The sequence below is a fragment of the Micromonospora sp. A200 genome (genome assembly GCF_029893845.1).
In the GTDB taxonomy this organism is placed as follows: domain Bacteria; phylum Actinomycetota; class Actinomycetes; order Mycobacteriales; family Micromonosporaceae; genus Micromonospora; species Micromonospora purpureochromogenes.
In genome coordinates, this window is the sequence record NZ_JARXXY010000003.1 from 89167 (window position 1) to 115519 (window position 26353).

Annotated in this window: 23 protein-coding genes; 16 read left to right on the forward strand and 7 right to left on the reverse strand. The window is 71.5% G+C overall.

What is annotated here, in order from left to right; genetic code table 11:
- Position 1 precedes the first annotated feature (1 nt).
- From M2302_RS04065 to M2302_RS04080, 4 genes are read left to right on the forward strand one after another with little or no spacing between them, the layout of a single operon-like run.
- Positions 2-799: a DUF3050 domain-containing protein gene (locus tag M2302_RS04065; protein WP_280836627.1), complete on the forward strand. Its 798-nt coding sequence runs from the start codon at positions 2-4 to the stop codon at positions 797-799.
- Positions 796-1767, forward strand: a complete 972-nt coding sequence (locus tag M2302_RS04070) for a thiamine pyrophosphate-dependent dehydrogenase E1 component subunit alpha (protein ID WP_280836628.1) — start codon at positions 796-798, stop codon at positions 1765-1767. Before M2302_RS04065 ends, M2302_RS04070 begins: the two co-directional genes overlap by 4 nt.
- Positions 1767-2741, forward strand: a complete 975-nt coding sequence (locus M2302_RS04075; protein ID WP_280836630.1) for a transketolase C-terminal domain-containing protein — start codon at positions 1767-1769, stop codon at positions 2739-2741. Before M2302_RS04070 ends, M2302_RS04075 begins: the two co-directional genes overlap by 1 nt.
- Positions 2738-4096, forward strand: coding sequence for a hypothetical protein (locus tag M2302_RS04080; RefSeq protein ID WP_280836631.1), 1359 nt, complete (start codon positions 2738-2740; stop codon positions 4094-4096). The genes M2302_RS04075 and M2302_RS04080 overlap by 4 nt, the downstream gene beginning before the upstream one ends.
- 66 nt (positions 4097-4162) lie before the next feature.
- On the opposite strand, the gene M2302_RS04085 is transcribed toward M2302_RS04080, so the two are convergent.
- Positions 4163-4858 carry an SGNH/GDSL hydrolase family protein gene (locus tag M2302_RS04085; protein WP_280836632.1) on the reverse strand — a complete coding sequence of 232 codons (696 nt, stop codon included), beginning with the start codon at positions 4856-4858 and terminating at the stop codon, positions 4163-4165.
- A 265-nt stretch (positions 4859-5123) separates the two neighbouring features.
- Between M2302_RS04085 and M2302_RS04090 the strand changes: the two genes are divergently transcribed.
- On the forward strand, positions 5124-6119 hold the full coding sequence (locus M2302_RS04090) for a S1 family peptidase (RefSeq protein WP_280836633.1): 996 nt from the start codon (positions 5124-5126) through the stop codon (positions 6117-6119).
- Positions 6120-6163: 44 nt separating this feature from the next.
- Here the strand turns inward: M2302_RS04090 and M2302_RS04095 are convergent, their stop codons facing one another.
- On the reverse strand, positions 6164-6742 hold the full coding sequence (locus M2302_RS04095) for a hypothetical protein (RefSeq protein WP_280836634.1): 579 nt from the start codon (positions 6740-6742) through the stop codon (positions 6164-6166).
- Positions 6743-6843: 101 nt separating this feature from the next.
- On the opposite strand from M2302_RS04095, the gene M2302_RS04100 reads away from it, so the two are divergent.
- The 4 genes from M2302_RS04100 (at position 6844) to M2302_RS04115 (ending at position 9104) form a co-directional block, all read left to right on the forward strand.
- Positions 6844-7353 carry a dethiobiotin synthetase gene (locus M2302_RS04100; protein WP_280836635.1) on the forward strand — a complete coding sequence of 170 codons (510 nt, stop codon included), beginning with the start codon at positions 6844-6846 and terminating at the stop codon, positions 7351-7353.
- 47 nt (positions 7354-7400) lie between these two features.
- Complete coding sequence (locus M2302_RS04105; RefSeq protein ID WP_280836636.1) at positions 7401-7928, forward strand: hypothetical protein; 528 nt, start codon at positions 7401-7403, stop codon at positions 7926-7928.
- Positions 7929-8014: 86 nt separating this feature from the next.
- On the forward strand, positions 8015-8482 hold the full coding sequence (locus tag M2302_RS04110; protein ID WP_280836637.1) for an SAM-dependent methyltransferase: 468 nt from the start codon (positions 8015-8017) through the stop codon (positions 8480-8482).
- 106 nt (positions 8483-8588) lie between these two features.
- The gene (locus M2302_RS04115; protein WP_280836638.1) at positions 8589-9104 is read left to right on the forward strand and encodes a GNAT family N-acetyltransferase; all 516 of its coding nucleotides are present in this window, start codon (positions 8589-8591) and stop codon (positions 9102-9104) included.
- Positions 9105-9224: 120 nt separating this feature from the next.
- Here M2302_RS04115 and M2302_RS04120 read toward each other — a convergent pair whose 3' ends face one another.
- Complete coding sequence (locus tag M2302_RS04120; RefSeq protein ID WP_280836639.1) at positions 9225-9659, reverse strand: VOC family protein; 435 nt, start codon at positions 9657-9659, stop codon at positions 9225-9227.
- Positions 9660-9842: 183 nt separating this feature from the next.
- Here M2302_RS04120 and M2302_RS04125 point away from each other — a divergent pair, with 183 nt between their 5' ends.
- From M2302_RS04125 to M2302_RS04145, 5 genes are all read left to right on the forward strand, one after another.
- The gene (locus tag M2302_RS04125) at positions 9843-10433 is read left to right on the forward strand and encodes a DinB family protein (protein ID WP_280836640.1); all 591 of its coding nucleotides are present in this window, start codon (positions 9843-9845) and stop codon (positions 10431-10433) included.
- Positions 10434-10515: 82 nt separating this feature from the next.
- Complete coding sequence (gene pyrE / locus M2302_RS04130; protein WP_280836641.1) at positions 10516-11040, forward strand: orotate phosphoribosyltransferase; 525 nt, start codon at positions 10516-10518, stop codon at positions 11038-11040.
- Positions 11037-11795, forward strand: coding sequence for an orotidine-5'-phosphate decarboxylase (gene pyrF / locus M2302_RS04135; RefSeq protein WP_280836642.1), 759 nt, complete (start codon positions 11037-11039; stop codon positions 11793-11795). The genes pyrE and pyrF overlap by 4 nt, the downstream gene beginning before the upstream one ends.
- Before the next feature lie 369 nt (positions 11796-12164).
- Positions 12165-13523, forward strand: a complete 1359-nt coding sequence (locus M2302_RS04140) for a transposase (protein WP_280836643.1) — start codon at positions 12165-12167, stop codon at positions 13521-13523.
- 58 nt (positions 13524-13581) lie between these two features.
- Positions 13582-14082, forward strand: a complete 501-nt coding sequence (locus tag M2302_RS04145) for a nitroreductase/quinone reductase family protein (protein WP_280836644.1) — start codon at positions 13582-13584, stop codon at positions 14080-14082.
- Here the strand turns inward: M2302_RS04145 and M2302_RS04150 are convergent, their stop codons facing one another.
- Positions 14083-14703 carry a YdeI/OmpD-associated family protein gene (locus tag M2302_RS04150; RefSeq protein WP_280836645.1) on the reverse strand — a complete coding sequence of 207 codons (621 nt, stop codon included), beginning with the start codon at positions 14701-14703 and terminating at the stop codon, positions 14083-14085.
- A 333-nt stretch (positions 14704-15036) separates the two neighbouring features.
- Between M2302_RS04150 and M2302_RS04155 the strand changes: the two genes are divergently transcribed.
- Together M2302_RS04155 and M2302_RS04160 are read left to right on the forward strand one after the other, a co-directional pair.
- On the forward strand, positions 15037-15387 hold the full coding sequence (locus tag M2302_RS04155) for a hypothetical protein (protein WP_280836646.1): 351 nt from the start codon (positions 15037-15039) through the stop codon (positions 15385-15387).
- Positions 15388-15430: 43 nt separating this feature from the next.
- The gene (locus M2302_RS04160) at positions 15431-15760 is read left to right on the forward strand and encodes a hypothetical protein (protein WP_280836648.1); all 330 of its coding nucleotides are present in this window, start codon (positions 15431-15433) and stop codon (positions 15758-15760) included.
- Between the two features lies 1 nt (position 15761).
- Here the strand turns inward: M2302_RS04160 and M2302_RS04165 are convergent, their stop codons facing one another.
- From M2302_RS04165 to M2302_RS04175, 3 genes are all read right to left on the reverse strand, one after another.
- Complete coding sequence (locus M2302_RS04165; protein ID WP_280836649.1) at positions 15762-16235, reverse strand: hypothetical protein; 474 nt, start codon at positions 16233-16235, stop codon at positions 15762-15764.
- Between the two features lie 170 nt (positions 16236-16405).
- Positions 16406-16870 (reverse strand): hypothetical protein, encoded by a 465-nt coding sequence (locus tag M2302_RS04170; protein ID WP_280836650.1) that lies wholly within the window; start codon positions 16868-16870, stop codon positions 16406-16408.
- A gap of 57 nt (positions 16871-16927) precedes the next feature.
- Entirely contained in the window at positions 16928-26290 is a 9363-nt protein-coding gene (locus tag M2302_RS04175) for a SpvB/TcaC N-terminal domain-containing protein (RefSeq protein WP_280836651.1), read from the reverse strand.
- Positions 26291-26353: the final 63 nt, after the last annotated feature.

Consider the following 26353-nt stretch of genomic DNA (forward strand, 5'->3'; position numbering starts at 1 on the left):
CATGTCACGGTACGACTGGGGGAAGACGCACCCGGGCATCGAGCGGCTGGAGCAGGCGGTGACCGACCGCCGCGACGCCGTGGTCAAGCACCCGCTCTACGCCAACCTGGACACCCACGAGGCGCTGGTCACCTTCATGGAGCACCACGTCTTCGCGGTCTGGGACTTCATGTCCCTGCTGACGTCGTTGCAGCGGCGGCTCACCTGCGTCACCGTGCCGTGGATCCCCACCGGCCCGACCGGCAGCCGCCGCCTGATCAACGACATCGTGATGGTCGAGGAGAGCGACGAGTTCGGCGAGGGCTACATCAGCCACTTCGAGCTCTACGTGCGGGGCATGCGCGAGGCCGGCGCGGACACCACCGCCGTGGACGCGCTGGTCGAGCTGCTGCGGGCCGGCCGCCCGGTGACCGAGGCGCTGACCGAGGCGGGCGTCCCGGCGCCGTCGGCGCGGTTCGCCGCCACCACCTGGAAGATCATCGAGTCGACCCCGGTGCACTGCCAGGCCGCCGCGTTCGCCTTCGGCCGTGAGGACCTGATCCCCGACATGTTCACCCAGGTCGTCGCCGTCAACGAGCGCAGCAACCGGCTGCACACGTTCGTCGACTACCTGGAGCGGCACATCGAGGTCGACGGGGAGCAGCACACCCCGATGGCGATGCAGATGCTCGCCGACCTCTGCGGCGACGACGACGCCAGGTGGCAGGAGTGCGCCGACACGGTCAACCTGGCGCTCACCGCCCGGGCCGCGCTGTGGGACGACATCCTCGTCGCCGTGAAGGAGGGGCGCGACCGGTGACCGACGCCGACCCGGTCCGGCTCTACCGCACGGTACGACTGATCCGCCGCTTCGAGGAGCGGGCCGTCGAGCTGGTCCACTCCGGGGCGATCGTCGGCGGCATCCACCCGTATCTCGGTCAGGAGGGGATCGCCGCCGGGGTGTGCGCCGCGCTGCGCGATGAGGACCTGGTCACCGGCACCCATCGCGGGCACGGGCACGTGCTGGCGAAGGGTGCCGACCCGGCCCGGATGATGGCCGAGCTGCTGGGCAGGGAGACCGGGCTGAACCGGGGCCGGGGCGGCTCGATGCACGCCGCCGACTTCTCCCTCGGGGTGCTCGGCGCGAACGCCATCGTCGGCGCCTCCGGGGCGATCCTCACCGGCGCGGTCTGGGCCCGCCGGCGGCGCGGCGACGACGTGGTGGGGGCGACCTTCTTCGGCGACGGAGCGGTCAACGAGGGGATGCTGCTGGAGGCGTTCAACCTGGCCGCGCTCTGGCGGGTGCCGGTCCTCTTCGTCTGCGAGAACAACGGCTACGCCACCACCATGCCGGTCGCCGGCGCGGTGGCCGGCACCATCGTCGGCCGGGCCGAGGCGTTCGGCATGCCGGCCGCCGTCGTCGACGGCCAGGACCCGGAGACGGTACGCGACGCCGCGGCCGCCGCCGTCGCGCGGATGCGCGCCGGCGGCGGCCCGGAGCTGGTCGAGGCCCGCACCTACCGCTTCGACGCCCACCACACCTTCGAACACGCGGTACGCCTCGACTACCGCCCGCCGGAGGAGGTCGCCGAGGGCCGCTCCCGGGATCCAGTGCACATCCAGGGCGCTCGGCTCGTCCCGGCGGCCCGGGCGGCCGTCGACGCGGAGGTCGAGTCGACGCTCGACGCGGCCGTCGCGTTCGCCCTGGCCAGCCCCGAGCCCGACCCGGCCGGCGCGCTGGACCACCTGTACGCCAGCGGGCTGACCGCCCGGACGGGAGGTGGCTGATGCCACGGCTGTCCTACCGCAAGGCGCTGACCAGGGCGCTCGCCGACGAACTGGCCCGCGACGAGGCGGTGTTCCTGCTCGGCGAGGACATCCGGGTGGCCGCGTCGAACGTCACCGCCGGACTGCTCAAGCGGTTCGGGCCGGAGCGGGTCCTGGACACGCCCCTGTCCGAGCAGGCGTTCACCAGCTTCGCCACCGGCGCGGCGCTGGCCGGGATGCGCCCGGTGGTGGAGTTCCAGATCCCGTCGCTGCTCTTCCTGGTCTTCGAGCAGATCGTCAACCACGCGCACAAGTTCCCGCTGATGACCGGCGGGCAGTGCGCCGCCCCGGTCACCTACCTGGTGCCCGGCTCCGGCTCCCGGACGGGCTGGGCGGGGCAGCACTCGGATCACCCGTACTCACTCTTCGCCCACGTCGGGATCGTCACCGCGGTGCCGGCCACCCCGACCGACGCGTACGGGCTGCTGGTCTCGGCGATCCGGCACGACGACCCGGTGGTGGTCTTCGCCCCGGCCGGCGCGCTGGACGTCCGCGAGGACGTCGACTTCGCCGCCCTCGCCCCGGTGCCGTTGGGCCGGGGCGTGGTGCGCCGGGCCGGCGACGACGTGACCGTGGTCGCCGTCGGGCATTTGGTGCACGACGCGCTCGCGGTCGCCGGGGAGCTGGCCGACCAGGTGTCGGTCGAGGTCTTCGACCCGCGCACGCTCTACCCGTTCGACCTCGACGGGCTGGTCGACTCGGTGGCCCGGACCGGGCGGCTGGTGGTGCTCGACGACTCCAACCGGTCCTGCGGCATCGCCGGCGAGATCATCGCCAGTGTCGTGGAACGGGTCCCGCTGGCCGCCCCGCCCCGGCGGGTCACCCGCCCGGACGGCGCGGTGCTGCCCTTCGCGCCCGCGCTGGACCGGGCCGTGCAGCCCGGCCGGGCGGCCCTCACCGCCGCCATCCACCACGTGACCAAGGACGGATCATGATCGATGTGAACTACCCGTGGCCGGCGGCCGGGCGGGCGTGGACCGACCTGCCGGAGGCCGCCCGTCGGGCGATGGTCGCCGCCGGGGCGCAGGAGTGGGAGCGGATCTTCCACGGCCGGGCGACGTACAACAAGCAGTGGCGGCTGGCCCGGCCGACGGTGCTGACGGCCGACTCCTTCCGCGAGCTGAACGCGGTCTGCGACCGGATCGCCCAGCTCGTTCTGGACGCCTGCCGGCGGCGCGCCCGCACGGCGGGGGAACTGCGGCGGCTGCTCGGCGTGCCGGCGGGGGAGACCCGGCTGCTCGACGAGGACGAGCCGCTGACCGAGGCGTTGCTGGCCGCGTACCGGCCGGACGTGCTGCTCTCCGGCGGGGAGCCGCGGATCGTCGAGTACAACATCGACAGCAGCCTCGGCGGCGGCTTCGACGCGGACACGGTGATCCAGCGGTTCGCCCAGCTCTACCGGGAGCGCGGCCTCCTCGACGGCGTGCCGGCGCGGCCGGCACCGTCCCTGCTGGACCAGCGGTTCGTGGCGATCCGCGACGAACTGGGCCTGGCCGAGGGGGCCCGGGTGGCGCTGCTGATGGACTTCGACGCCGAGTACCCGGGGCTGGACGACCCGGAGACGTTCATCCGGATCCTCTCGCCCCTGGTGGACCAGGCCCGGCGCTTCGGCATCGACCTGGTCATCGCCCCGGTCGCCACCGCCACCCTGGACGCCGACCGGCGGCTGGTGGTGGGCGGGGCGCCGGTGGACGCGCTGTTCCGGCTCTTCGTGCCCAACCGGGTCACGCCGAGCCCCGGCCTGGAGGCGGTGGCGGGGGCGCTCGCCGCCGGCACCCTGCCGATGTTCGTCAGTGCCGCCGCCTGGCTGCTCGGCAACAAGGTCAACTTTGCCTGGCTCTACGAGGACCTGGACCAGCTTCCCGCCGACGACCAGGCCCTGATCCGCCGGTACGTGCCGCACACGGTGGTGCTGACCGAGGCCGAGCTGGACCGGGCGCTGGCCGAGCAGGCGGAGCTGGTGGCCAAGCCGGCCGACGGCTCCGCGGGCCACGACGTGCTGATCGGCCCGGAGCTGAGCGCGGCGGCCTGGGCCGACGGGGTGCGCGCGGCCGTGGCGCGGGGCGGCAACATCCTCCAGCGGTACATGCCCGCCGACCGGGTGGCGATGGACTTCGTGCAGATCGAGACCGGGGAGGTGGTCACCGCCGAGGTGCCGTACAGCATCGCCCCGTACCTGTTCGGCCGCACCGGCTCCGGTGCGTTGGCCCGGGTCGGCTACCCCGGCTGTGAGGGCGTGCTCAACCTCGCCCGGGGCGTCCTGCTGACCGGCATCCTGCTCACCGACTGACCCGGCCGAGGATCGTCTGTCGTTGCCCGTCGCGGCCGGCGTCGGGAGACGACAGACGATCCCGGGTCACGGCCGGGGCGCGCGTCGGGCGGCGAGGTGGGCGCCGAGCCGGCGTACCGTCTCCGCCGCCGCGATGGCGTCGCTGCGGGCGCTGCCGTGCCGGCCGTCGCTGCTGTACAGCGACGCGTCCGCGCCGGCCGGGTGGTCGGTGAGGTGCACGTGCACCGTGCCCAGTTGCTCGGCCAGCCGCCCCGTGTGCGCGGAGAGCAGGCGCATCCGCTGGCCGAGTCCGGACCGCAGGGGAGCCGGGACGGCCGGGCTGTGCGAGACGTCGAACATGCCGACGGTGACCACGTCCGCCCCGGCCTCCCGCAGCGCACCGATCATCGCGGCCAGCTCGGCGTCGACCGCGTCCGGGTCGAAGGCCCTGCGGAACGCGTCGTTGCCGCCGCAGACCACCAGCGCCAGGTCGGGGTCGAAGGCCAGCGCCGCGTCCAGCTGCGCCGCGCGCACCTCGTGCGCCCGCAACCCCCGCCGGCCCAGGTTGAGGTACGCCAGCCCGGGGCGGGCCGCGCGCAGCTCGGCGGCGATCCGGTCCGCCCACTGCACCGGCGGATACCCGTCGACCGGCTCGCACATCCCCTCGGCGACGCTGTCGCCCAGCACCACGAACCGGCGCCACGGATGCCCGGCGAGCAGCGCGGCGCTCTCGCCCTCGCGCAGGCAGTACGGATCGGTCGCTTCGGTCAGCGTCGATGGCATGGCCGGCAGGCTAGCCGACCCGGGGGCGGGCGTCGACACCGCGTCGGGAGCACGACCGTGAGCTGACAGCGCCCCCACATCCCATCAGCGCCGATCGATGTCGGTGCGTTACGCGGCCACGTCCGGTCCGACCCGGGGTGAACAACCGCGCCGGGGGCCTGGATCCGGCCCGGCACCGCGAGAAACATATGCACTCATCGATCGGCCGATTGGGCCGTCCAGCCCTCCCCGGGAGGAACGCGTGAGACTCACTCGACGTGGTGTGATGTCCGCCGTCACCGCCGCCCTGGTCAGCGGCGCCGTCGCCGCGGCACCGGCGCACGCCGCCCCCGCACCCCTGTCCGCCGAACGGGCCGCCACCCTCACGGCCGCGCTCGGCGCCGACCGCACCGCCGGCTCCTACGTCGACGCCTCCGGGCGTACCGTCGTCGCCGTGACCGACGCGCGGGCCGCCGCCACGGTCCGGGCCGCCGGCGGCCAGGCCCGCCTGGTCACCCGCAGCACCGCCGCGCTGGAGCGCGCGCAGTCCCGGGTGGACCTCGGCGTCACCGGCACCGCGACGTACGTCGACCCGGTGACCAACCAGGTCGTGGTCGGCGTGGACAGCACGGTCAGCGCCGCCGACCGGGCCCGCATCGGGGCCGCCGTGGCCGCCTCCGGCGGCAGCGCGCGCACGACCGATCTGGCCGGGACGCTGAGCATGCGGATCTCCGGCGGCGACGCCATCTACGGCGGCGGCTACCGCTGCTCGCTCGGCTTCAACGTGCGCAGCGGCAGCACCTACTACTTCCTCACCGCCGGGCACTGCACCGACCTGTCGGCCACCTGGTACGCCAACTCCGCGCTGAGCACCAAGCTCGGCGACCGGACCGGCACCAGCTTCCCCGGCAACGACTACGGCATCGTCCGCTACACCACCACCTCGGTCGCCATCGACGGCTCGGTCGGCTCGCAGGACATCACCGCCGCCGGTGACGCCGTCGTCGGCCAGACGGTGACCCGCCGCGGCAGCACCACCGGCACCCGCACCGGCACGGTCACCGGCCTCAACGCCACCGTCCGGTACGCCGAGGGCACCGTGCGCGGCATGATCGCCACCAACGTCTGCGCCGAGGGCGGCGACAGCGGCGGCCCGCTCTACGCCGGCAGCACCGCGCTCGGCCTGACCTCCGGCGGAAGTGGCAACTGCCGCACCGGCGGCCAGACCTTCTTCCAGCCGGTCAAGGAGGCCCTGAGCAAGTACGGCGTCGCCGTCTTCTGATTCCTGCCGAGGTGGCTCCCCGGTGCAGTCACCGGGGAGCCACCTCACGTGGCGGATCGGCGTCGCCTGCGGCGTCGGCTGCGGGCCCGGTTGCCCAGCTGCGGCGGGCCGGCCGGGCCGCGCCGCTGCCGTTCCAAACGTCGGCGGGCCCGCTTCGACAGGTTTTCCTCCGGGTCGCCGGGACGGAACACCCCCCAGACGACCCACCCGGCCATACCCAGGAACGCGAGGCCGCCGCCGCCGGCGGTGAGCGGCACCAGGCTCGGGATCCAGGCATCCTCGGAGTCCCGGTCGACGACTCGCGCCGGGACCGGGCCGACCGGGCGTTCCTCCAGGTACGGCTCAATCGTCACCTCGGCTATGCGGAACTCTCCGCCGTCGGCGACGAACTCCCCGGTGCAGGTCCACCCCTCGTTCTTTCCTTCGAACGGGACACACCGGGTGACCCTCACCTGGCCGGGCGACCCGGCGTACTCGGCGAGAGTGGCGCCCACCCCCTGCACGAGCAGCAGCAGGCCGAGCACCCCGGGCAACCCGGCGAACACGCCGACGATGAGGAGCAGCTGCCAGTCGAGGCCACCGAGCCGCCATCGTGCCGGTGGTTCCGCCAGGTCACGTCCCATGCCCGGGGATGGTACGAGTGCCGGTCCACGGTCGGTGTTCTCGTGACGTACCGGCGGGGTGGCCGGGCCCGGCGCTACCCTCGCCGTGGGGGTGAGGCCGGGTGGTGCAGGTGGCGGTCTGCGGCCCGGCGGCGGCGACGCCGGCCGAGCTGGCCCACGCCCGCCGGGTGGGGGAGCTGCTCGCCGCGCGTGGCGCGACCGTCCTCTGCGGAGGTGGCGGCGGGGTGATGGCCGCGGTCGCCGCCGGCGCCCGGGCCCACCACGGCCTGGTCATCGCGGTACGCCCCGACGACGGCACCGCCCCCGGCCCGGTCGCCGACGCCTCGGCGACGCTGCTGACCAACCTGGGACAGGCCCGCAACGCCGTCCTGGTGTGGAGCGCCGACGCGGTGATCGCGGTGGGCGGCTCCTGGGGCACCCTCAGCGAGGTGGCGCTGGCGATGCGCCGGGGCGGGGTGCCGGTGGTGGTGCTCGGCGGCTGGCGGGTGGTGGACGCCACCGGGGTGCCGGTGTCCGGCCCGCGCCACGTCGACACGCCGGAGGAGGCGGTCGCTGTGGCGCTGCCGGACCGGCCGGGCGACGGCGAGTCCGCTCCGGCGCGTCGGGCGTAGCGTCCTCCCATGATCAGTGTTGTCGGTCGGCGAATTCCCCGGCGGCCGTGTCGGTGAGGCGGTGGGCCCGTGGCGCGTGGCCGGTCGCGCTCTGGACGGTCGTCCTGGTCGGGCTCTGCGCGGTCGGACTCGGCCCGTCGTTTTCGAGGACGAGCTGCGCCGAGCGGGCGGCGGCGGTCGCCGCGCCGCTGCACACCGACGTGGCGCCGGTCGCCCGGGAGTTGGCACCGCCCGGCACGATCCTGAAGGTGCACTGGGTGCAGCGGGTCGACGCTGGACTCTGCGACCTCAGCCCCGGTGCCCTGCGGCTGGCCCGCGAGGGTGTCGCCCGGGTCGCCGACGTGGCCGAATTGACGCGGCTGACGGCACCGGACGCCGGGGACCCCGTCGACTCCGTTGCGCCCGACGCGCGACTGTCGCCGTGGCTGCCGTCCCGCCCCGACTGGTGGTCGGGGCCGGCACTGGACGCGCGCTTCGACGCGGGGGCGGACCACGCGTCGGCCTGGTACTGGCTGGATCGGGCCAGCGGTGTCGTCTACTTCCGCTCCGACGTGGACTACGAGCCCGGCGCCTGACGTCGATGGTCCTGTCGTCGTCGGCACCGCCCCGGCCGCCGATGGCCTCGACGCTGGTTTGAGCGCGGTGCGGATAGCCTCCAGCCATGCTGAGTTTCGAGATCACTCCAATAGGTACGGTCCGGAACGACCGGACGGACATCCAGCACACGGACAACTGGGGTGCCGTCCGCAGCACGATCACCATCGACGAGCGCTTCGGCGAGGCGTGCCTCCAGGGTCTGGAGGGCTTCTCCCACGTGGAGGTCCTCTTCATCTTCGACCAGTTCCCGGAGCACGGCGATTACCGCGAACCCCGCCCCTACCGCGGCCGCTCCGACCTCCCGCCCGTTGGCGTATTCGCTGGCCGCGCCCCCCGCAGACCGAACCGCATCGGGGTAACGTGCTGCGCCATCGAATCCGTCCATGGCCGCGAATTGACGGTGCTGGGCCTCGATGCGGTCTCGGGCACCCCGGTCATCGACCTGAAGCCGACGATGGCGGAGTTCCTCCCGGTCGACATCAAGCAGCCGGAATGGGTCAGCCGCGTGATGTCGGAGTACTTCCAGCCGTAGCGTGGTTCCGGTGCCACGGTCTGCCGCACCCGCACGACCGCCTGACATCTTCCGAGGTGTCGTAATCGGCTTGTGCGGAGTGCCGAGGGTTGCTTCGCTGTTGCCCGTGACCGAACTTCAAACGCCGCGACTGTGCTTGCACGCCATCGAAACAGCAGAGGGTGAACGCATCGTCGGGCGGCGCGCCGGAGCCGGGGATGCCTGGGCGGAGGATTTTCCTTTCGACGGCGACGTCATCGGCGTCACGGCCTTTCTCACAGCCACGGCCGCCCACGGGGACCAGCGCCCCTTCGGGCACTACCGGATCACCCGGACCGCCGACGGGAAGGCCATCGGTGGAATCGGTTTCAAGGGTCAGCCGGACGACGGATGTGTCGATGTCGGTTACGGCCTCGCCCCATCAGCCCGGGGCCACGGCTACGCAGCGGAGGCACTCGTCGCCCTGCTGAACGTCGCGGCCGATCACGGATTGTCCCGAGTTGTCGCCGACACCACCGGGGACAACGTCGCCTCCCAGCGGACCCTCGAACGTGCCGGGTTCCGCCACATAGGCACCAACGGTGACCTCTACCTGTACGAGGTACTCCTCGACGCCCCTTCGCGACCGGCTCAGACGCAGTAGCCCGATCGCCCGTTGGGCCCGTAGTTCCCGCGTGATCGGTGGTCCCTCGGAACCGTCTATCGCTCATCGGCAAAGCCACGAGCGGCTGGCTACTCGCGAAGGTGCCACCTTCGCGGCCACTCAGTCGAGACAGAACTCGTTGCCCTCGATGTCCTGCATCCCGAGGCACGACTCGTTGTCGCCATCGGCAGGCAGTAGTCGCACGCGTACCGCGCCGAGCGCGACCAGTCGTGCGCATTCGGCCTCAAGTGCGGCCACGCGCTCTTCGCCCACGAGCCCGGTGCCGACCCGCACGTCAAGATGCACCCGATTCTTGACGACCTTGCCTTCGGGAACGCGCTGGAAGAACAGTCGCGGGCCCACACCTGAGGGATCAAGGCATGCGAACGCTGAACCCTGATGCTCAGGCGGCAGCGCGCGACCGAAATCCTCCCAGGTAGCAAACCCCTCCGGTGGCGGCGGTACGACGTACCCCAACACCTCGCACCAGAACCGAGCGACGCGCTCAGGCTCTGCGCAGTCGAACGTGACTTGGATCTGCTTGACCGATGCCATCGGCCCACCATAGAGGCCGGGTCTTTCGTCGTCTCCACGGGCCGACCATCCACCGTGACGGCTGATCGCTGGCCGACGCACACGATCGGCGGCAAGTGAGGATGCCGACCCATCCAGGCGGGCGCTGATCTTGCAGGCCGACACCTTGCACGCCGGCTCGGCGCATGAGGAAGACTGGCAGGCATGGCTGATCTGGACGACCCGAAGGCTGCGCTGCACCACTACCTCCGGGCGACTCGCGACGACCTGATCTGGAAGCTCGACGGGCTGAGCGAACGCGAGGCCAGACTGCCCCGCACCGCAACCGGCAACAACCTGCTGGGAGTGCTCAAGCACTGCCTCAACGTCGAAGCCGGCTACTTCGGGCTCGCCTTCGGGCGTGAGTTCCCGACGCCTGAGGAGCTGGTCCCCCTGCAGGCGTTCGAGGAGGACCCGCAGGCGGACTGGTACGCGCGGGAGGACGAGACGAAGGACGGGCTGATCGACCTGTATCGCCGTGTCGGGGTGTTCGCGGACCAGACGATCGAACAGCTACCGCTCGACGCGCCGGGGCAGGTGCCGTGGTGGCGGCCAGGTGCACAGGACGTGACGCTGCACAGGATCATCGTCCACGTGACCTGCGACCTCGCCCGTCACGCAGGTCACGCTGACATCATGCGCGAGCAGCACGACAGCGCGATCGGCTTGCGGCGGGAGAACACCAACGTCCCCCACGACTATGACTGGCCGGCGTACGTCACCAAGCTGACGAAGCTGGCTGACCGGTTCGGATAGCCGCCCGGTCCCGTTCGGGTGGCTGCACTGGGCAGGGCATGGGCGGCTGGTTGCTCCGCCAGTCGGGTGCGAGGCTGGGCGGGTGACTTCCCCGCTCGCACGTCGCGTCTACGAAACCTGCCATTTGACCGGGTCGTTCCGCCTGCGCTCCGGTCAGGTGAGCGACGAATACTTCGACAAGTACCTGTTCGAGGCGCAGCCCGGTCTGTTGCGCGAGGTGGCCGAGGCGATGGTCGCCTTGCTGCCGGAGTGCGACGTGCTGGCGGGGATGGAGATGGGCGGCATACCTATCGCTACCATGATGTCCCAGCTGACCGGGCTGCCGACCGTCTTCGTCCGTAAGCAGGCCAAGGAGTACGGCACCGGCAAGGCGGCCGAGGGCGGCCCCGTGGACGGCCGGCGCGTCGTGGTGATCGAGGACGTGGTGACCACCGGCGGGGCGTTACTGGCGTCGTGCCGGCAGTTGCGGGCCAATGGCGCCAAGGTTGACTCGGTGGTCTGCGCCATCGATCGCGAGCAGGGTGGACGGGAGAATCTGGCGGCCGAAGCGCTGCGGTTACGCGCCGCCCTCACCCGCCGCGACCTGGAGTCCTCCCTACCGGCGTGACAGCTGCACTGCCGGACCTGCAGGATCGGCGGGTGAACATGGCACGCCGTATCATCGTCGCGCTCGACTTCGACACCGTTGACGACGCCGAGGCGATCGTCGACCGACTGGGTGCCGCCGGCCAGTCATACAAGGTGGGCCTGGAGCTGCTGACCGTCGCTGGCCCGACGCTGGCAACCAGGCTGGTCGGCGAGGGCAAGGATGTCTTCCTGGACCTCAAGCTGTTCGAGATCCCGACGTCTGTCGCGGGTGCCGTTCGCGCAGCCGGCCGGCTCGGCGCGACCATGGTGACCGTGCACGCCATAGGAGGCTCCAGAATCATGGAGGCCGCGGTACGCGCAGCGGCCGACTTCCCGCAACTGCACGTCATCGCGCTGACGGTCGTCACCAGCCTCACCGACACTGACCTCGCCGCCATCGGGCTGAGCGCCACGATCGAGGAGCAGGTCATCCGTCTGGCCCGACTGGCCCAGCGCGCCGGTTGTCACGGAGTGGTCGCCTCACCGCAGGACGCGGCGTTGCTGCGCGCGGAACTCGGCCCGGACATGCTGATCGTCACTCCGGGAGTGATGTTGCAGGCCGAGATGAATATCGGGACCACACCCGAGCACGCCCGACCGGCGCATCCCGCGGCCGCGATCCGCGCGGGCGCAACGCATGTCGTCATCGGTCGGTCCCTGACCCGGGCAGCAGACCCCGCAGCCGTCCTCGCGCACCTCGAAGACGAGCTGGGTGTGCTCCGCGCACCCAGCTGACAGCGGCCAAAGTCAAGGGGCCGCTACAGCTCCCGCGACAGGCGACGGCACTCATCTCGGCAGTTTCGCGTCTTCCCTCTTCGCGGCCATGAGCGGACCCTTCACCGGCTCCTGGGCCAAGGGCGTACTGCTCGACCGGCTGCACCGATGCGGGGCCAGCGAGGAGGTGTTTCAGCCGCGGCAGCGGCGGGCCGTTCGGCTCTTCCGCCCGCTCCCGGCTGCGGCTAGTGCGGTGTCCACTAACGTTCGCCGGGTTCGCCGCCCCTTAGGGAAATGTCGTAGGGGTGGTGTTGGGTTCAGTTCGTGCCTCGTCGTCGGGATCCGTCCGCGCCGCCGGTCGTGCATCGCACCGCGCGCGTCGCGGTGCGGGTGACATCGGGGCAGCGGCGGCGGTGCTTCCGGCTGCTCCGCTCCGCTGGTGACGTGTGGGCGTGCGTGCTGGAGGTCAACGCCTGGCGGCGCCGCCGTAGGGACGCGCCGTTGGTCGGTTATCAGCAGTTGTGCCGGGAGTTGGCGGCGTCCGGGCCGGGCACGTTCGCCGAGCTTGACTCCACGGGTGCCCGGTCGGTGTTGCGCCGGTTTTCGGATGCGTGGTTCGCGGCGGCGAAGCGCCGCAACGGCGGTGACCTGTCGGCGCGGTTCCCGCGTCGCCGACGTGGGTTGGTGCCTGTGCGCTGGTATCACGGCACGTTCACCCTCGACGGCCGGAGGGTGCGCATCCCCACCGCCAAAGGCACCCCGCCGCTATGGGTCCGACTGGGGCGAGACCTGCCCTATCCGGTGGAACAGATCCGGTCGATCACCCTGCTGTGCGAGGGCGGCCGGCTGTTCCTCGACGTCACCGCCGAAGTCGCCGTCACGACCTACCCGCCCGGTGAGGAGCCGGATCCGGCCCGGGTGGCCGGGGTGGATCTGGGGATCATCCACCCCTACGCAGTAGCCGGCCCCGACGGGGAGGGGCTGTTGGTGTCCGGGCGGGCGATCCGCGCCGAACACCGCATGCACCTCGCCGACACCAAAGCCCGCCGCCGCGCCGTCGCCCGCCGGGCACCCAAGCCAGGTGAGCGGGGATCCCGGCGGTGGCGGCAGCACCGCCGCCGGGCACGCCTCGTGGAGGGTCGGCATCGGCGGCGGGTCCGCCAGGCCCAGCACGAAGCCGCCCGCACCGTCGTGTCCTGGTCGGTGCGCCAACGCGTCGGTGTGCTGCACGTCGGCGACCCCCGCGGGGTGCTCGACCTGCCTACCGGGCGGCGGCACAACCTGCGGCTGCGGCAGTGGCAGATCGGCCGGCTCATCCAGGTCCTCACCGAAAAGGCCACCCTGGCCGGCATCACCGTCCGGCTCGTCGACGAACGCGGCACCTCCTCCACCTGCCCCACCTGCCGACGGCGGGTACCGAAACCCCGAGGGCGGACCCTGTCCTGCCCACACTGCAGATTCTCCGGCCACCGCGACCTCGTCGCGGCCGCCACCATCGCCACCCGCACCCCGGGCGGCGGACCCACCACCAAGACAGCCGCCGTGCTGCCCCAGGTGGTCACGCACCGTCGAGCAGGCCGCCACCTACCCGGCGCCGGCCAGTCCCGACGTGACCCCCGCCGCCCCACGCACCACCAGCGGCGTAAGGGTCAAGTTGGCCCGCGGAGGCCCGCCCCACCACCCGGAGGGGAGTCGCTCGCCGCCACGGCGAGGATCCACAACACCCACCGCAAATCCGGTGAACGTTAGTGGACACCGCACTAGCGTCCTGTTCGTGACCACAGCCAGCTAGACGTGGGAGGTCGCCATGTCGGTCGAGCACCGGCCGAGAGCACCGCGGCTTCCGCCGCGCTGGTTTATCCGTCTCGCCTGGTCGGTGCACCGAGGCCTGTACCGGATCTTTCGTGGCCGGATCGGACTGTGGCGACCGCGCACCAACGGTTGGGGCGCGTTGCGGCTGACTACGACCGGGCGCCACACCGGCCGGCAGCGCAGCGTCATCATCGGGTACTTCGAGGATGGACCGAACCTGGTCTCGCTGGCGATGAACGGGTGGGGTGAGGGTGAGCCCGCCTGGTGGCTCAACCTGCAGACGCATCCCGACGCGACCGTCGATCTGGTCGACGGGCGGCGGCTGGTGCGCGCTCACGCCGCGACAGGCGACGAGCGGTTGCGGCTGTGGGCCCGCTGGCGCGAGATCGACACGAACCTGGACGCCTTCGCGGCGCGGCGGACATCCGAGACCGCGGTGGTGGTCCTCGAGCCCAGACCCGACGCGACGGACCCGGTACCGGGTGAGTGCACATGATCATGAAGATGCCGATTGCGGCGAGTTCGGAGGCTTGGCCTTCTGCGGGTAAATCGTCTCGTGACGGGCCAGCATGGCAACGAACTCGCTGATCTTCCGCTCGCGGGTCTGCGCCCGTTTGACGGCATTGACGCGGTGGATGAGAGCGAACCGGTTGGTTTTGGTGAGTACGTCGAACATGGCCTGGGCGGCGGGGTCGGCGGCGATGGCGGCGAGGAGGTCGGCCGGCACCTCGGCTTCTGACGGCGGGGCGTAGGCGGCCGCCCACCGCCCGTCGGCCTTCGCGGCTTCTACCGCGGCGCGGCCTGGGGGCAGCATTCGCCCCTGCGCCTCCAGCCGGGCCACGTGGGCGACGTTGCGTTGTGACCAGGAACTGCGGGGCCTGCGAGGGGTGAACCGGATCCAGGAGGTTTCCTGGTCCCGTTTCCGGGCCTGCCCGTCGATCCAGCCGAAACACAGGGCCTCGTCGACCGCCTGCTGCCAGGTCAGCGTCGTGACTGTGCCGCCCTTCTTGGTCAGGGCGAGCCAGACACCGGGCGACGTGGCGTGCTTGGCCGACAACCACGCGCGCAGCGCGTCGGCGTCCGCGACGATCAACTCATCCAGTTCAGCGCTCGCCATGACGGCAGGCTATCGCTGCGCAGTTCATCGGGTTCATGGGCCGCAACCTGCTGAGCCGCGCCTACTAGGAGCTGCTGGGCATGTCCGACCTCGTCTTGGCTGCGGTCTGACCACGCGGGGTGGCAGTGCATGGACCAGGCACCAAGTAGGGCCGTTCGTCGGCGGCCGCATTCGTCTCGGCATGAGCGCATTTCTGATCATCCGGTTGGAACGAGGAGTTCGGTGAAGCGCTGGGCAGCGCTGTCCCAGCCGCATCGCAAGGTGCAGGAACCTCGCGATCCGCCCGGGTGGGGCCGAATGCGGGTGCTGCGGCGAACAGGAGAAAATGGACGAATGAGGGAGCGGACCGGCCTGACCCAGGTGGAGTACTTCGTACTGCACGAGTCCGACGGCGACGCGCCCCTGCCCGAGATCTTTGACGCCTGGCTCGACAACGGGGCGAGGTCCCCGACGGTCGAGGAGGCCGTGCCGGCGCTCGCCGGGGCGCTGATGAGCCTGACCGCCGACGGTCTGGTGGAGGTGCGGCGGTTCACCACCTGGCCGGCACCCTGGAGCGGCGGCGCGCGGGTCGAGGGCGCGCACCTGCGTGCCGAGGTGGGCGGCATCGACCCCTGGCTGCCCGGCCCCGCCCGGACCGGTCTGCTGGTCGCCCGCGTCACCGGGGAGGGCGGGGCGTACCTCTGACTCCCCACCAGGGGGCGTCGCGGCGCGGTGGCAGACTGGCCCGGTGCACGAGGATGCCGACGGGCAGTGGTACGCGGTCCGCTGCGTGTTCCACGACGACGCAGGCGAGCCCGTCCGCTACGAGGAACGCATCACGATCTGGCGGGCGGGCAGCTTCGACGAGGCGATCGCGCTGGCCGAGGCGGAGGCCGTCGAGTACACCGACGGCATCTCCTGCACCTACTCCGGGCTCGCTCAGGCGTTCCACCTGTTCGACGAGCCGGGCCACGGCGCGGAGGTCTACTCGCTGATGCGGGACAGCGACCTGCCGCCCGGCGAGTACCTGACCCGGTTCTTCGACACCGGCGACGAGCGCCAGGGGGCGGTGGGCTGACTCAGCCCACGGCCGCCCGGAGCAGGGCGATGTCGTGCTGGTCGACGGCGCGCGGCGGGTAGCCCTTCCGGAAGCGCAGCTGCTGGGCCACCGACAGGCAGGGCACCGGCCGCCCGCTGATGGTGCCCTCGGCGAAGCCGTCCGCGGCGTAGCCGAAGCTGGCGCCGTCCAGCCCCTCCTGGACCCCGCTGCCGTCCGGCCGGAACGCCACCGGGTGCAGGTCGACCCGCCGGCCGTCCGGCGCGGTCAGCTCGGCGCGGACCGGCAGCCAGTCGACGGTCACGGCGAAGTCGAGCCGGTGCAGCAAAGCGAGGACCGCCGCCTGCTGGGCGGCGTCGACGGCGAGGTCGAGATCGCCGTGCGGTCGGGTCTGTCGACCGACCACCGCGTCGACCGCCCAGCCGCCGGCCACCCAGGCCCGTAGCCCGTGCCCGGCGAACTCCGTCAGCAACTCGGTCACCTCGTCTGCGTCCACCCGGCCACCCTGTCAGACGGTGCCGACGCGCCCTGGCAGGGTGCCCCCGCCCGCCCGTTGATCATGAAGCTGTTGCCACGACACGCCAGGCAGCGGGGCGACAACTTCATGATCGGCAGAGCGGGGGAGGGGTGGTGGCCAGGGTGGCCCGGGGGCGTTCGGGCAATGGTTCAGACGCTCTCCTGCGCGATCTCGAACCCGGTCGGCGGCGAGTGGGTGAAGCGGCCCCAGACCGGGTGCGCCGAGATCCGGGCGAACCAGTCGTCGAACGGCTCCGGCCCGCCCCGGAACCACCAGTCCTCGTGGTGCCCGGTCCACTCCGGGTCCGGCCCGAACCGGTATTCGGCGTGCAGTTGCACGTACCCCTCGTGGTCGCCGTCGGCGTCGACCACCTCGAACTGGCGCACGACGCTCAGGACGAACGCGGCGTCGCCGGTCGCGCCGACCGTCGCGTACTGGAACAGCAGGCCGTCCTGGTCTGGGAGCTCGGTCGACACCTCGAACTCGACGGCGGCGAAGCGTCGCACGGCGTCCAGCAGCCGGGCCGGCGGCGGGACGGTGGAGTCTGGCGCGGCGAAGCCGCCGAGGTCGCGGAAGGCGGCCTCGGCGGCTTCGATCGGCAGTCGTCGGGTCATGCCGTCATCCTGCCCGCCCGGACCCGGCGGCGCGGGCCCGGGCGTCGGCGGGTCGGCCTACGGCCACGGCCCCGCCGCCAACTGCTTACCGATGTACGCCAGCACGTTGCGTGCCTCGGCCGCGGTCTTCGTCTGCAGGATCAACCGGTTGACCTCGGCGTAGTAGGCCGGACTGTGGGTGGTGGAGTGCACGGCCGCGCCGAGCGGGTTGGCCGAGCTGACGAACCGGGGCAGGTAGACGCCGTTCGCCGCCTCGTTGATGCCCACCCCGAGGCTGGTCAGGTGCGCCCGGGCCGGTGCCGCCGCCTTGGCGCCGCTGGCCACGATGTGGTGCGCGGCGGTCTCCGCCGGGCGGACCACGTTCGCCGCGGTGAGGCTTCCCGCCAGGGCCTTCGCGTTCACCGAACACGGACCCGAGTTGTGGACGAGCACCGCGTCGGCCGCCCGGCCGTCGCCGGTCACCACGTAGAAGGTGTGGATGCCCGCGACGGTCAGGTTGTGCACCCGGTCGACCCGGGAGTACGGCGCGACCCCGTCCACCATGGCGGTGCGGCCGTCGGCCAGCCGGACGACGTCCCCGAGCGCGAGATCACCGGCGTCGACCCAGGCCCCGGCCCCCACCACCCAGAACGGGTGCTTGTCGGTGGCGGTGATGACCTCGCCGTTGACCTCGACGTCGACCAGGTGCTTCACGCCCTGACCGATGATCAGGTGGGTCACCTCGCGGGGTCCGCGCTCACCGGTCTCCGGGTCCTCGGCGAGGACCAGGTCGCCGGTGCGGACGTCCTCGATCGGCTTGGTGCTGCCGTCGGCCATCACCACCCGGGTGCCGGCGGCGAAGCTGTTGCCGACACAGGGGATCTTGGCGGCCGTCTCGACCACCTTCTCCGCGGTGCTGGGCACCGCACGGGCCGCGACATCGTCCGCGGCGGCCGCCGCCACCTTCGGCGCCGCGGTGGCCGCTCCCTTGATCGCCGAGGTGGCCATGCTCGCGCCGGCGCTGCCGACGATCGAGATGCCCGCGTCGATCAATTCCGCGTTGGACTTGCTGACCCCGGCCGCCTGGAGACCCGAACTGGTGAAGGAACTGGTCTCCTCGCCGCTGAACAACTGCCGGGCGCCGCTGATGGCGACGTCGACACCGTGCACCGCCACCGCGCCACCGGCGACCGCGCCCACACCCGTCCAGCTCGTCGCGGCCCCGAGCGCCACGCCCGCGGCGGCCTCGGCGACACCGCCGACGAGTTTCACCCCGCCGAGCACCCTGTTCCAGGGGAATCTGCCGTCGGGATCACCCAGGCGTATCGGGTTGTTGTAGGCGTACGTGTAGAGCGCCAGGTTCATCGACGCGTACACGCCGCCGTTCGGGGTGCCCTCCAGATAGTTCTCCAGCACCGGGTCGGGCGTCTGCCAGACCTGGGTGCGCGGGTCGTAGTAGCGGGCGCCGTAGTAGTAGAGGTTGGTCTCCTGGTCGTACTCCTTGCCGGTGTACCGGTGCGGCACCGGCTGCGAGGAGTGCTCGCTGACCCAGGTCTCGCCACCGGGGAAGTACTGCAGGTGCTCGCTCATGCCGCCCTGGTCGTCGGTGACGAACCCGGTCGACCCGAGGTGGTCGCTGTGCGAGTAGTACTGCCGGTCCTCGCGGCGGAAGTCCGGCTCGACCAGCTTGGTGATCAGCTTGTCCTGGCCGATGTAGACGTGCTTGAACTCCTGGTTGCCCCGGGTGGAGTAGTTCTGGTTCGGGTAGATGTGGAACTGCGCCCCGTCCTTGACCACCCGGCTGCCCTGGTCGTCGTAGTGGTAGCGGGCGCTGTTCGGGGTGCCGCCGGCGTTGTCGCAGGACGCCGGGGTCTGCGGCAGCGTCTTGCTCTGCACGTTCTCGTGGCTGCAGGCGAGGCGGTTCTCCTCGTCCCAGATCATCTGCCGGCGCGGCCGGGGCTGCTGCTCCCGGCTGATCTGGTTGCCGTTCTCGTCGTACTGGAAGGTGTAGATGCCGATGCTGGTCGGCGCGTGCGGCTTCGCGCTGCCGTAGGCGTACCCGTGGTTGTAGCTGAGCTTGCCGTCGACGATCGTGTTGCCGTTGCTGACCAGCTCGTGGGTCTGGCTCTTGCTGGTGATGTTGTGCAGGCTGTCGTACTTCAGGTCGACCCGGTAGCGGTCGGTCTGCGGGGTACGCGGCTGGTAGGTGCCCTCCGCGTGGGTGAGCTGGTAGAGGTCGTCGTAGGTGTAGCTCTGCTTGCTCGGGCCGCCGACCTGCATGCCGACCTCGGGGCCGCTGGGGGCCACCGTGTCGTTGGCGATGGACATGATGTTGCCGACGTTGTCGTAGCTGTAGTCCAGGTTGTGGAACACGTAGCCGTTGGAGAGCTTGGCCTGGATGTTGCTCAGCCGCCGGTCCTCGGTGTTGTACGAGTAGCGGGTGCGGGTGCCGTTGCCGGTGTCCAGCAGGATCCGCTGCTCGAACTTGTCGTAGTCCAGCCGCTTCAGGTAGTCGTAGCTGAACTCGCCCTTGACGCCCCGGGCCGAGTCGACCTGGCCGCCGCTGTTGTAGTGGTAGGAGAGCTTCTCCCCGTCCGGCCAGGTCATCGAGAGCATCCGGTTGAACGAGTCGTACCGGTACTCGGTGGTGAAGGTCTGGATGTGGCTGCCCTGGGCCGGGGTGGTGCGGGTCTCCTTGATCAGCTCGCCGAGCGGTCCGTACCGGCGGTTGACCTTGCCGGCGCCGTCGACCACGTCGGTGATCCGGTTGGCCGCGTTCTCCGGCGCGCCCGGAGCCCCGTAGGTGTAGCTGACGTTGTTCGCCGGGAAGACCGGGTACCGGATCGCCTTGAGCCGGGTGAAGTCGTAGTCGTACTCGATCGCCTTCGACACCGCCGCCAGCTTGCTGGTGACCTTGCGGACCAGGTTGTTGGCCAGGTCGAAGGTGGAGGTGACGGTGCCCGAGTCCGGGCTGGTCAGCGACGTACGCCGGCCGAAGTTGTCGTACGTCGAGCGGGTGACGTTGCCCTTGTCGTCGGTCGCGGCGACCAGCTCACCGATCGGGTTGTAGCGGTAGCTGGTCCAGATGACCGGCTGGCCGCCGGCCGGGTTGAACTCCTTGACCGCCGTGGTGATCTGCCGGGCGTCGGTGTAGGTGCGCTTGGACTTGCCGTTGGCGTCGGTGACCACCGTCTCGAACTGGGTCACCCCGTCCCGGTCCGGGCCGAAGCCGTACTCCATCGTGGTGGCGGTGCCGTCCGGGAAGGTGGTGCGGGTGGTCCGGTCCAGCACGTCGTAGCGCACCTCGGTCGGGGTGACCGGGTCGTACGCCGGGTTGAAGGTGAGGTTGCCGGCGCCCTTGGGCTCGGTCACCGGGTACCAGCTCTTCACCGCCCGGCCCAGGAAGTCGTACGTCACCCGCCCGGAGACCACCATCACGTCCTCAGGCGCGCCGTCCGGGGTGGCCGGCACCGCGGCGTCCTTCTTGGTCTGAGTGGTGCGGTTCAGGCCGTCGACGAAGGTGATCGTGTCGATGGTGTCGTCGCGGACGCCGCCGTCGGCCTCGCGGTCCACGTGCCGGGTGACCGCGTACGGGTACGCCGCCTCCGGGTGGTACTCGAAGTCGATGGTGAACCGGTTCTCCGGGATCTCGTACGGCCCGGAGACCTGGTCGAGCCGCCCGACCGCGTCGTAGGTGTTGCGGATCTGCTGGTTGTTGAAGTCGGTGGTGGTCTCCACCAGGCCGAACTTCAGGTTGTGGGTGGCCGTCGACCGGTAGCCGAAGCTGTCGCTGATCGACTCGACGTGGGTGTCGACCACGTCGTCGTAGGTGTAGTCCAGCCGGTACCGCTGGCCGGCCTGGTTGGCCGGGCCGGTCACCGACTTCAGGTTGCCGTCGCCGAAGTACTCCAGGTCGGTGGTGGCCGTGGTGCCGTCGGCGAGGGCGACCCGCACCTGGGTGAGATCGCCGGTGGTGCAGTTGATCGTCGACTCGCGGTGCCGCATCAGCGTGCCGTCGCCGCGTACGTCGATCTGCTTCGGCATGCCGATCAGGTACGCCGCCTGGCAGGCCGGGTCCTGCGAGGTGTAGACGATTCGCGCGTCGAGGTCGTCGGCGGCGCCCGCGTCGGCGGCGTCGAACTGCCGGGTCAGGTTGCCGACGTCGTCGTACTCCCGGGTGACGTAGGTGGTCTTGCCCGGGCTGGCCGCCCCCTCGTGGTACTTCACGTCGGTGCGGGAGTTCTGCGGGAACAGCGTCGCGGTGGTGCTGGTCAGGTCGGCCGGGGAGCCCGGCGACGAGACGTTGCGGGCGGTGTAGGTCTGCACCGTCTCCTGGTACGGCCTGCCGGCGCCGTCGGCGGTGAGCTCCTGCTCCAGCAGCCCCTTGGTGTAGAAGCTGTCGGTGCGGAAGGTGCGGGTGACGCTGCGGCCCACGGCGTCGCCGTTGGCGTGGTCGCGGTGCTTCTCCACCACCGTGCCGTAGCCGCGGAACTCCCGCTCCCGCCGGTCGTAGACGCCGCCGTCGTAGTCGTAGGTGACCAGCTGCACGTCCTGGCCGTCACCGGGCCGGCCGTCGTTCACCGAGACCTTCGCCAGCACCCAGCGCGACTGCGGCTGGCCGTAGGTGTTGCCGTCGCGGGTGTAGTCGAACTCCATCCGGCCGCCCAACGGACGGTCGACGGAGGCGAGCAGGTTGGTCCGGCCGGTCCGGTTCTCGGCCACCACGAGCTGGTTGTCCCGGGTGGAGGAGAGGTGGTCGGCGTACCCGTCACCGTTGATGTCCCGCAGCGCCTGCTCGGTACGGCTGGCGCCGGTGGCGATGTCCGCGCCCGGGTTGATCACGACGCAGACCACGGTGAAGCAGATGCCGAAGGTGAAGTAGACGCCGCCGCCCAGCTTGGCGTTGCGGTCGCCGTTGACGTCGGTCAGGCTGCCGTGGAACGGCACCGGCGGCTCGAACCCGTTGCCGGTGTTGAAGCCGACCCGGATCGGGCTGCCGGAGAGGACCTGGTCCAGCAGGCCGTCGCCGTTCATGTCGGCGAGCGTGCCGGCCGAGGAGGACCGGCCCTGGCTGAACGAGGCGCCACCGGCGAAGCCGTAGAAGTCGGTGTTGAAGCCGATGTTCAGCCCGGCGTTGGTGCCGCTGCCCTTGTTCAGGCCGGCGGGGTTGCGCCACTGCTCGGCGGCGGCGAAGGCGTACCCGAGGTTGAGCGCGACCTTGCCGTTCTCGTACACCCGGTCGGGCAGGCTGTCGCCGTTGACGTCGAGCAGGTCGAACGCGCCGTCGGAGCGGGTGCCGCCGAAGCTGCCGCCCACGCCCAGCGGCGGCATGTCGTTGCCGGACTGGGCGCTGGTGGCCGCGGAGGTGCCGGGCGGGCTGTCGTACCCGCGGCCGGTGGAGATGGTCCGGGCCGCGCTGCCGGCGCTGGCGTTGCCGGAGACGTTGGTGCTGCGCCGCACCGCCCCGTCGGGCAGCGTGCCCCGGGTGTCGCCGAGCGCGCCGTCCGGGTCGGTGTACTGCACCGCGCCGGCCCCGACCACGTCGGGGAACTGGTCGCCGTTGAGGTCGAGGAAGTCGACCTGCCCGGTGCTGTCGCCGGTGGCCAGGCTGCCACCGATCGACCCTATGCCGCCGCCGACGCTGCCGGTCAGCGACACCTGCTGTGACCGGGACAGCCGGGGCACCGCGGTCGCCCCGGCGAAGTCCTGCGGCCGGGGCAGGTTGATCGAGTCCACGCCCAGCCGGGAGCTGCTGACGCTGCTCCGGGCGATCCAGGAGTGCTCACCGGCGCCCCACCGACCGTCCTGGGGCGACGGGGTGAACGGGGTGACCTTCGGCGGGTCGACCCGGGGGTCGGCGGCGAAGTCGTCCTTCTGCGCCTGCGGGTCGACGCTGTCCGGCAGCTGGTCGCCGTAGTGCTCGTCGACCACCAGGTCGTCCTGGGCGATCGGCTGGGTCGCCCGGTCCTTGTTGCCGTTGTAGCCGACCGCGCCCCAACCCCGGTACGGCTGCGCGAACGCGCCCTCCTCGGCGGCGCTGTGGAAGGCGCTCGGCGCGCTCGACCCGCCCACGGTGACCGCCTGGCCGGTGAGGAACGCGCGCAGCTTCGGGTCGGTGGTGCTGAAGTCGAACCACAGCTCGTCGCCGGTGTCGGCGGTGATGTCGAAGGCCCCCGGCGAGGTCAGCACCCCGTTGGTGACCTGGAAGTACCGCTTGGCCACCAGCTCGCCGCGGCGCTTGACGGTGAACGCCACCCGGGCGGTGGGGTGCTCGGCGCCGAAGGCGAAGCTCAACGTCGGCTCCACGCTCAGCGTCCCGCCGCTGGTGACGGTGTACGCCGACTGCGGCGCGGTCAGCCCGTCGACCGGGTACAGGTCGAGGGTGTACGGCGGGTGCACGTCGATGAACGGCTTGCCGTTGGCGTCGGTGAGCCGGTCGACCCCCGGCGCGGCGGTGTAGTAGGCCCGCGGCGTCCAGGTCAGCTCGTCCACGTCGACCGGGGAGTCGACCCGGATCCGCCACTGCAGCGTCTGTCCCTGCTGGACGTCCAGGTCCAGGTTCACCGGCACGCTGCCGGTGGTGCCGGCGGCCAGCGTCTGCTCCAGCACCGGCGTGCCGTTGCGGGTGATCAGCACGGTCACGTCGTCGGAGGTGGCGCCGGCCTTCACCAGGTCGCCGGAGAGGTGCATGGTGCCGGTCAGCGGCACCTTCACCGTGGCGGCCCGGCCGCCCAGGGTGAAGTCGCGCGAGGCCTGGAAGCGGTACGACGGCAGGCCGTTGACGTCCAGCGGGTCGCCCACGCCGACATAGCTGACCTTCGGGTCCCAGGTCACCTCGTCCAGTCCGCCGTCGGCGGCCGAGCCGACCCGGAAGTAGAGCCGGTCGCCGCGTGACACGGTGACCGCGTCCACGCCGGTCGGCGTCTTCGCGCCATCGTCGTCGGCCTCGATCCGGGCCGACCAGAGTTCGGTGCCCTCCTTCTGCACGGCGACCCGGACCCCGTCGGCGGTACGCGACTCGGCGCGGGCGGCGGCGGTGCCGGGGGACAGCTGCACCGCGCCCTCGACCTTCACCGTGCCGTCGTACGGCGCCACCCAGCGGCGGACGCTGTCCAGCAGCGGGAACGAGTCGGTCAGCCGATCCCGGTCGGCGTTGAAAGAGTCGAACAGGCCGGTCGCGTCGACCTCGCCCTGGCCGATCGGGACGGGGGTGTCGCCGCTGACCCCGTAGACCGGGACGCCGTTGGCGCCCACCCGGCCGAACAGCACGCTGGCGCCGTTGACCAGGTCCTGGATGCCGTCGCCGTTGACGTCACTGAAGTACTGCTCGGTGGTGGCGAACGAGTTGACGTAGTCGAGCTGGGCGGCCGCCGCGCCGAGGTAGCCCTCGACGCCCAGGGTCAGGGTGTTGCTGGACTCGCCCATGATCCCCGGCAGGTTCAGCGGCTGCGCCTGGGCGGCGAACGTCGCCTCACCGGTCGGGCCGGAGAGGTTCTTGCGGTACTTCACCGACCCGCCGTCGCGGAAGACCTTGTCGGGCAGCGAGTCGCCGTCGACGTCCACCAGCGCCAGCAGCCCCTTGTCGCTGCCGTGGCTGAAGCCGACCTTCACCCCGACCGAGCCGGACTTGCTCGGCGAGCTGCCCACGCCGACGTACAGGTGGCCGCCACCGCTGGTGTTGGTGTTGGCGTTCAGCGCGCTGGCGTTGCCGGCCTGCTCCGGGGTGAGGTTCAGCGCCGCGCTGCTGAGCCCGTCACCCGGCGAGGTCCACGGCTGCGCCCGGAACGCCTGGTACTGCCCGGCGGAGTCGCGGATGTCGTCGTGGTAGCTGAACCGGTGCCGGTTGAACTCGTGGCCGTCGGCGTCGTACTGGATCACCGCGTCGAGCAGCGTCTTGGCGAACGCGCCCCGCTTGTAGGTGAACTCGTAGCGGCGGATCAGGCTGTCGTCGAGGGTGACCTTCACCTCGCGGAGCAGGTCCGCGGTGACCCGCTTGAAGCCGCCCCGGGCGTCGATGGAGGTGTCGACGCGCAGCGCCTCGCCCCGCTCGCGGTCCCGGTCGAAGCTGACCGCGTACCGGCCCTCGCTGGTGCCCTGGCCGGTGTAGGTGATCTTGTCGACGTAGAGGTTGCGGCCGGGCACGCTGCCGCCGGCCAGGCCGGTGTCGTCCACCTTGGCGTAGTGGTAGCGCATGAAGTTGCCGCGCGGGTCGCGCACCTCGCGGACCGACCAGAGGAAGACGTTGCCCGCGTCGTCGGCCAGGCTGGCGTCGGTGGCCGGCCCGTCGGCACCCGCCACCGCGCCGTAGTGCCAGTGGATGCCGTTCTTGTCGGTGACCTCCCAGGTGTAGTTCTTCGGGCTCGTGCCGTGCCGGACGATCCGCGCGAAGCTGCCCTCGATCCGGGTGTGGAAGACCTTCTCGGCGCTGCGGGCCACCGGCGCGCCCCGGTGCGCCACCGGGGTCAGCTGTTCGCCGTTGAGCAGGTACGTCTCGGTCTCGGTCGCGCCGGCGTACCGGGGCACGCCCCACCGGGTGTCCACCGAGATGCTGGGCACCGAGAGGTCCCAGCCCACGCCGGTCCAGCCGTTGCCGGAGGAGGAGCTGTAGGAGAGCCCGAGCTGCGGGGTCAGGCCCTGCCGGCCCGGCGGCACCTGGATCGGGTACGCCAGGCGGTTCTCGCCCTGGTTGTTCGCCGACGGCGGGGCGATCAGGTTGATCCCGGAGCCGGGGTCGGCGGCCTGGATGCCCTTGATCTGGTTGGGGTTGAACTGCACGCCCTCCGGGTGCTCCGGCACCGTCACCGTCGCGTTGATCATGTCGGTGAAGTGGTCGGTCAGCGAGGTGACGGTGTGGTTGACCTCGTCCACCGACACCCGCTCCAGGACCTGCCAGCAGGTCTGCACGTCGTCGAAGAAGTACGTGTAGATGTCCTGCGCGGTGAACTCCTCGGTGAGCAGCGCCGGGTCGTACGGCAGCGTGACCTGGATCGAGGCGGCGAACTGCTGCGGGTGCGGGGTGAAGCGGTAGCCACCCCCCTTCGTCTTGCCCGTCACGTTGGTCATGCCGCTGTCCAGCTTCGGGGTCAGCCCCTTCGGCAGGACGGTGACGCCGATCCCGGTCGGCATCCGGACCGCCTTCGGCCCGATGGCCAGCTTCGCCCCGCCGTACGAGACGGTGGCGGCGATCCCGGGCGCGACCACCTGCTGGTAGTCCGGCAGGGTCGCCGCCACGTTGGTCACCGCCGCGGTGCCGGCGCTCTCGCCGCAGGCCGGGCCGGGCGTGGTCGCCGACTGGGTGCTGGTGCGGTCCGGTCTGGGGCGCGCCACCGAGGCGGACAGTCCGGAGGTGACGAGGGCGAGCACCGCGAGGACGGCCAGCAGCCTGGTCCATCGGCTCGTCAGAGCGTGGAGGCGGAACCCGGGGAGGGGAGGATGCCACATGGTCGAGACCCCTTCGGCGGCACACGTGGGACGAGGGCTCACGCAGTATCGACAGGTCTCAGC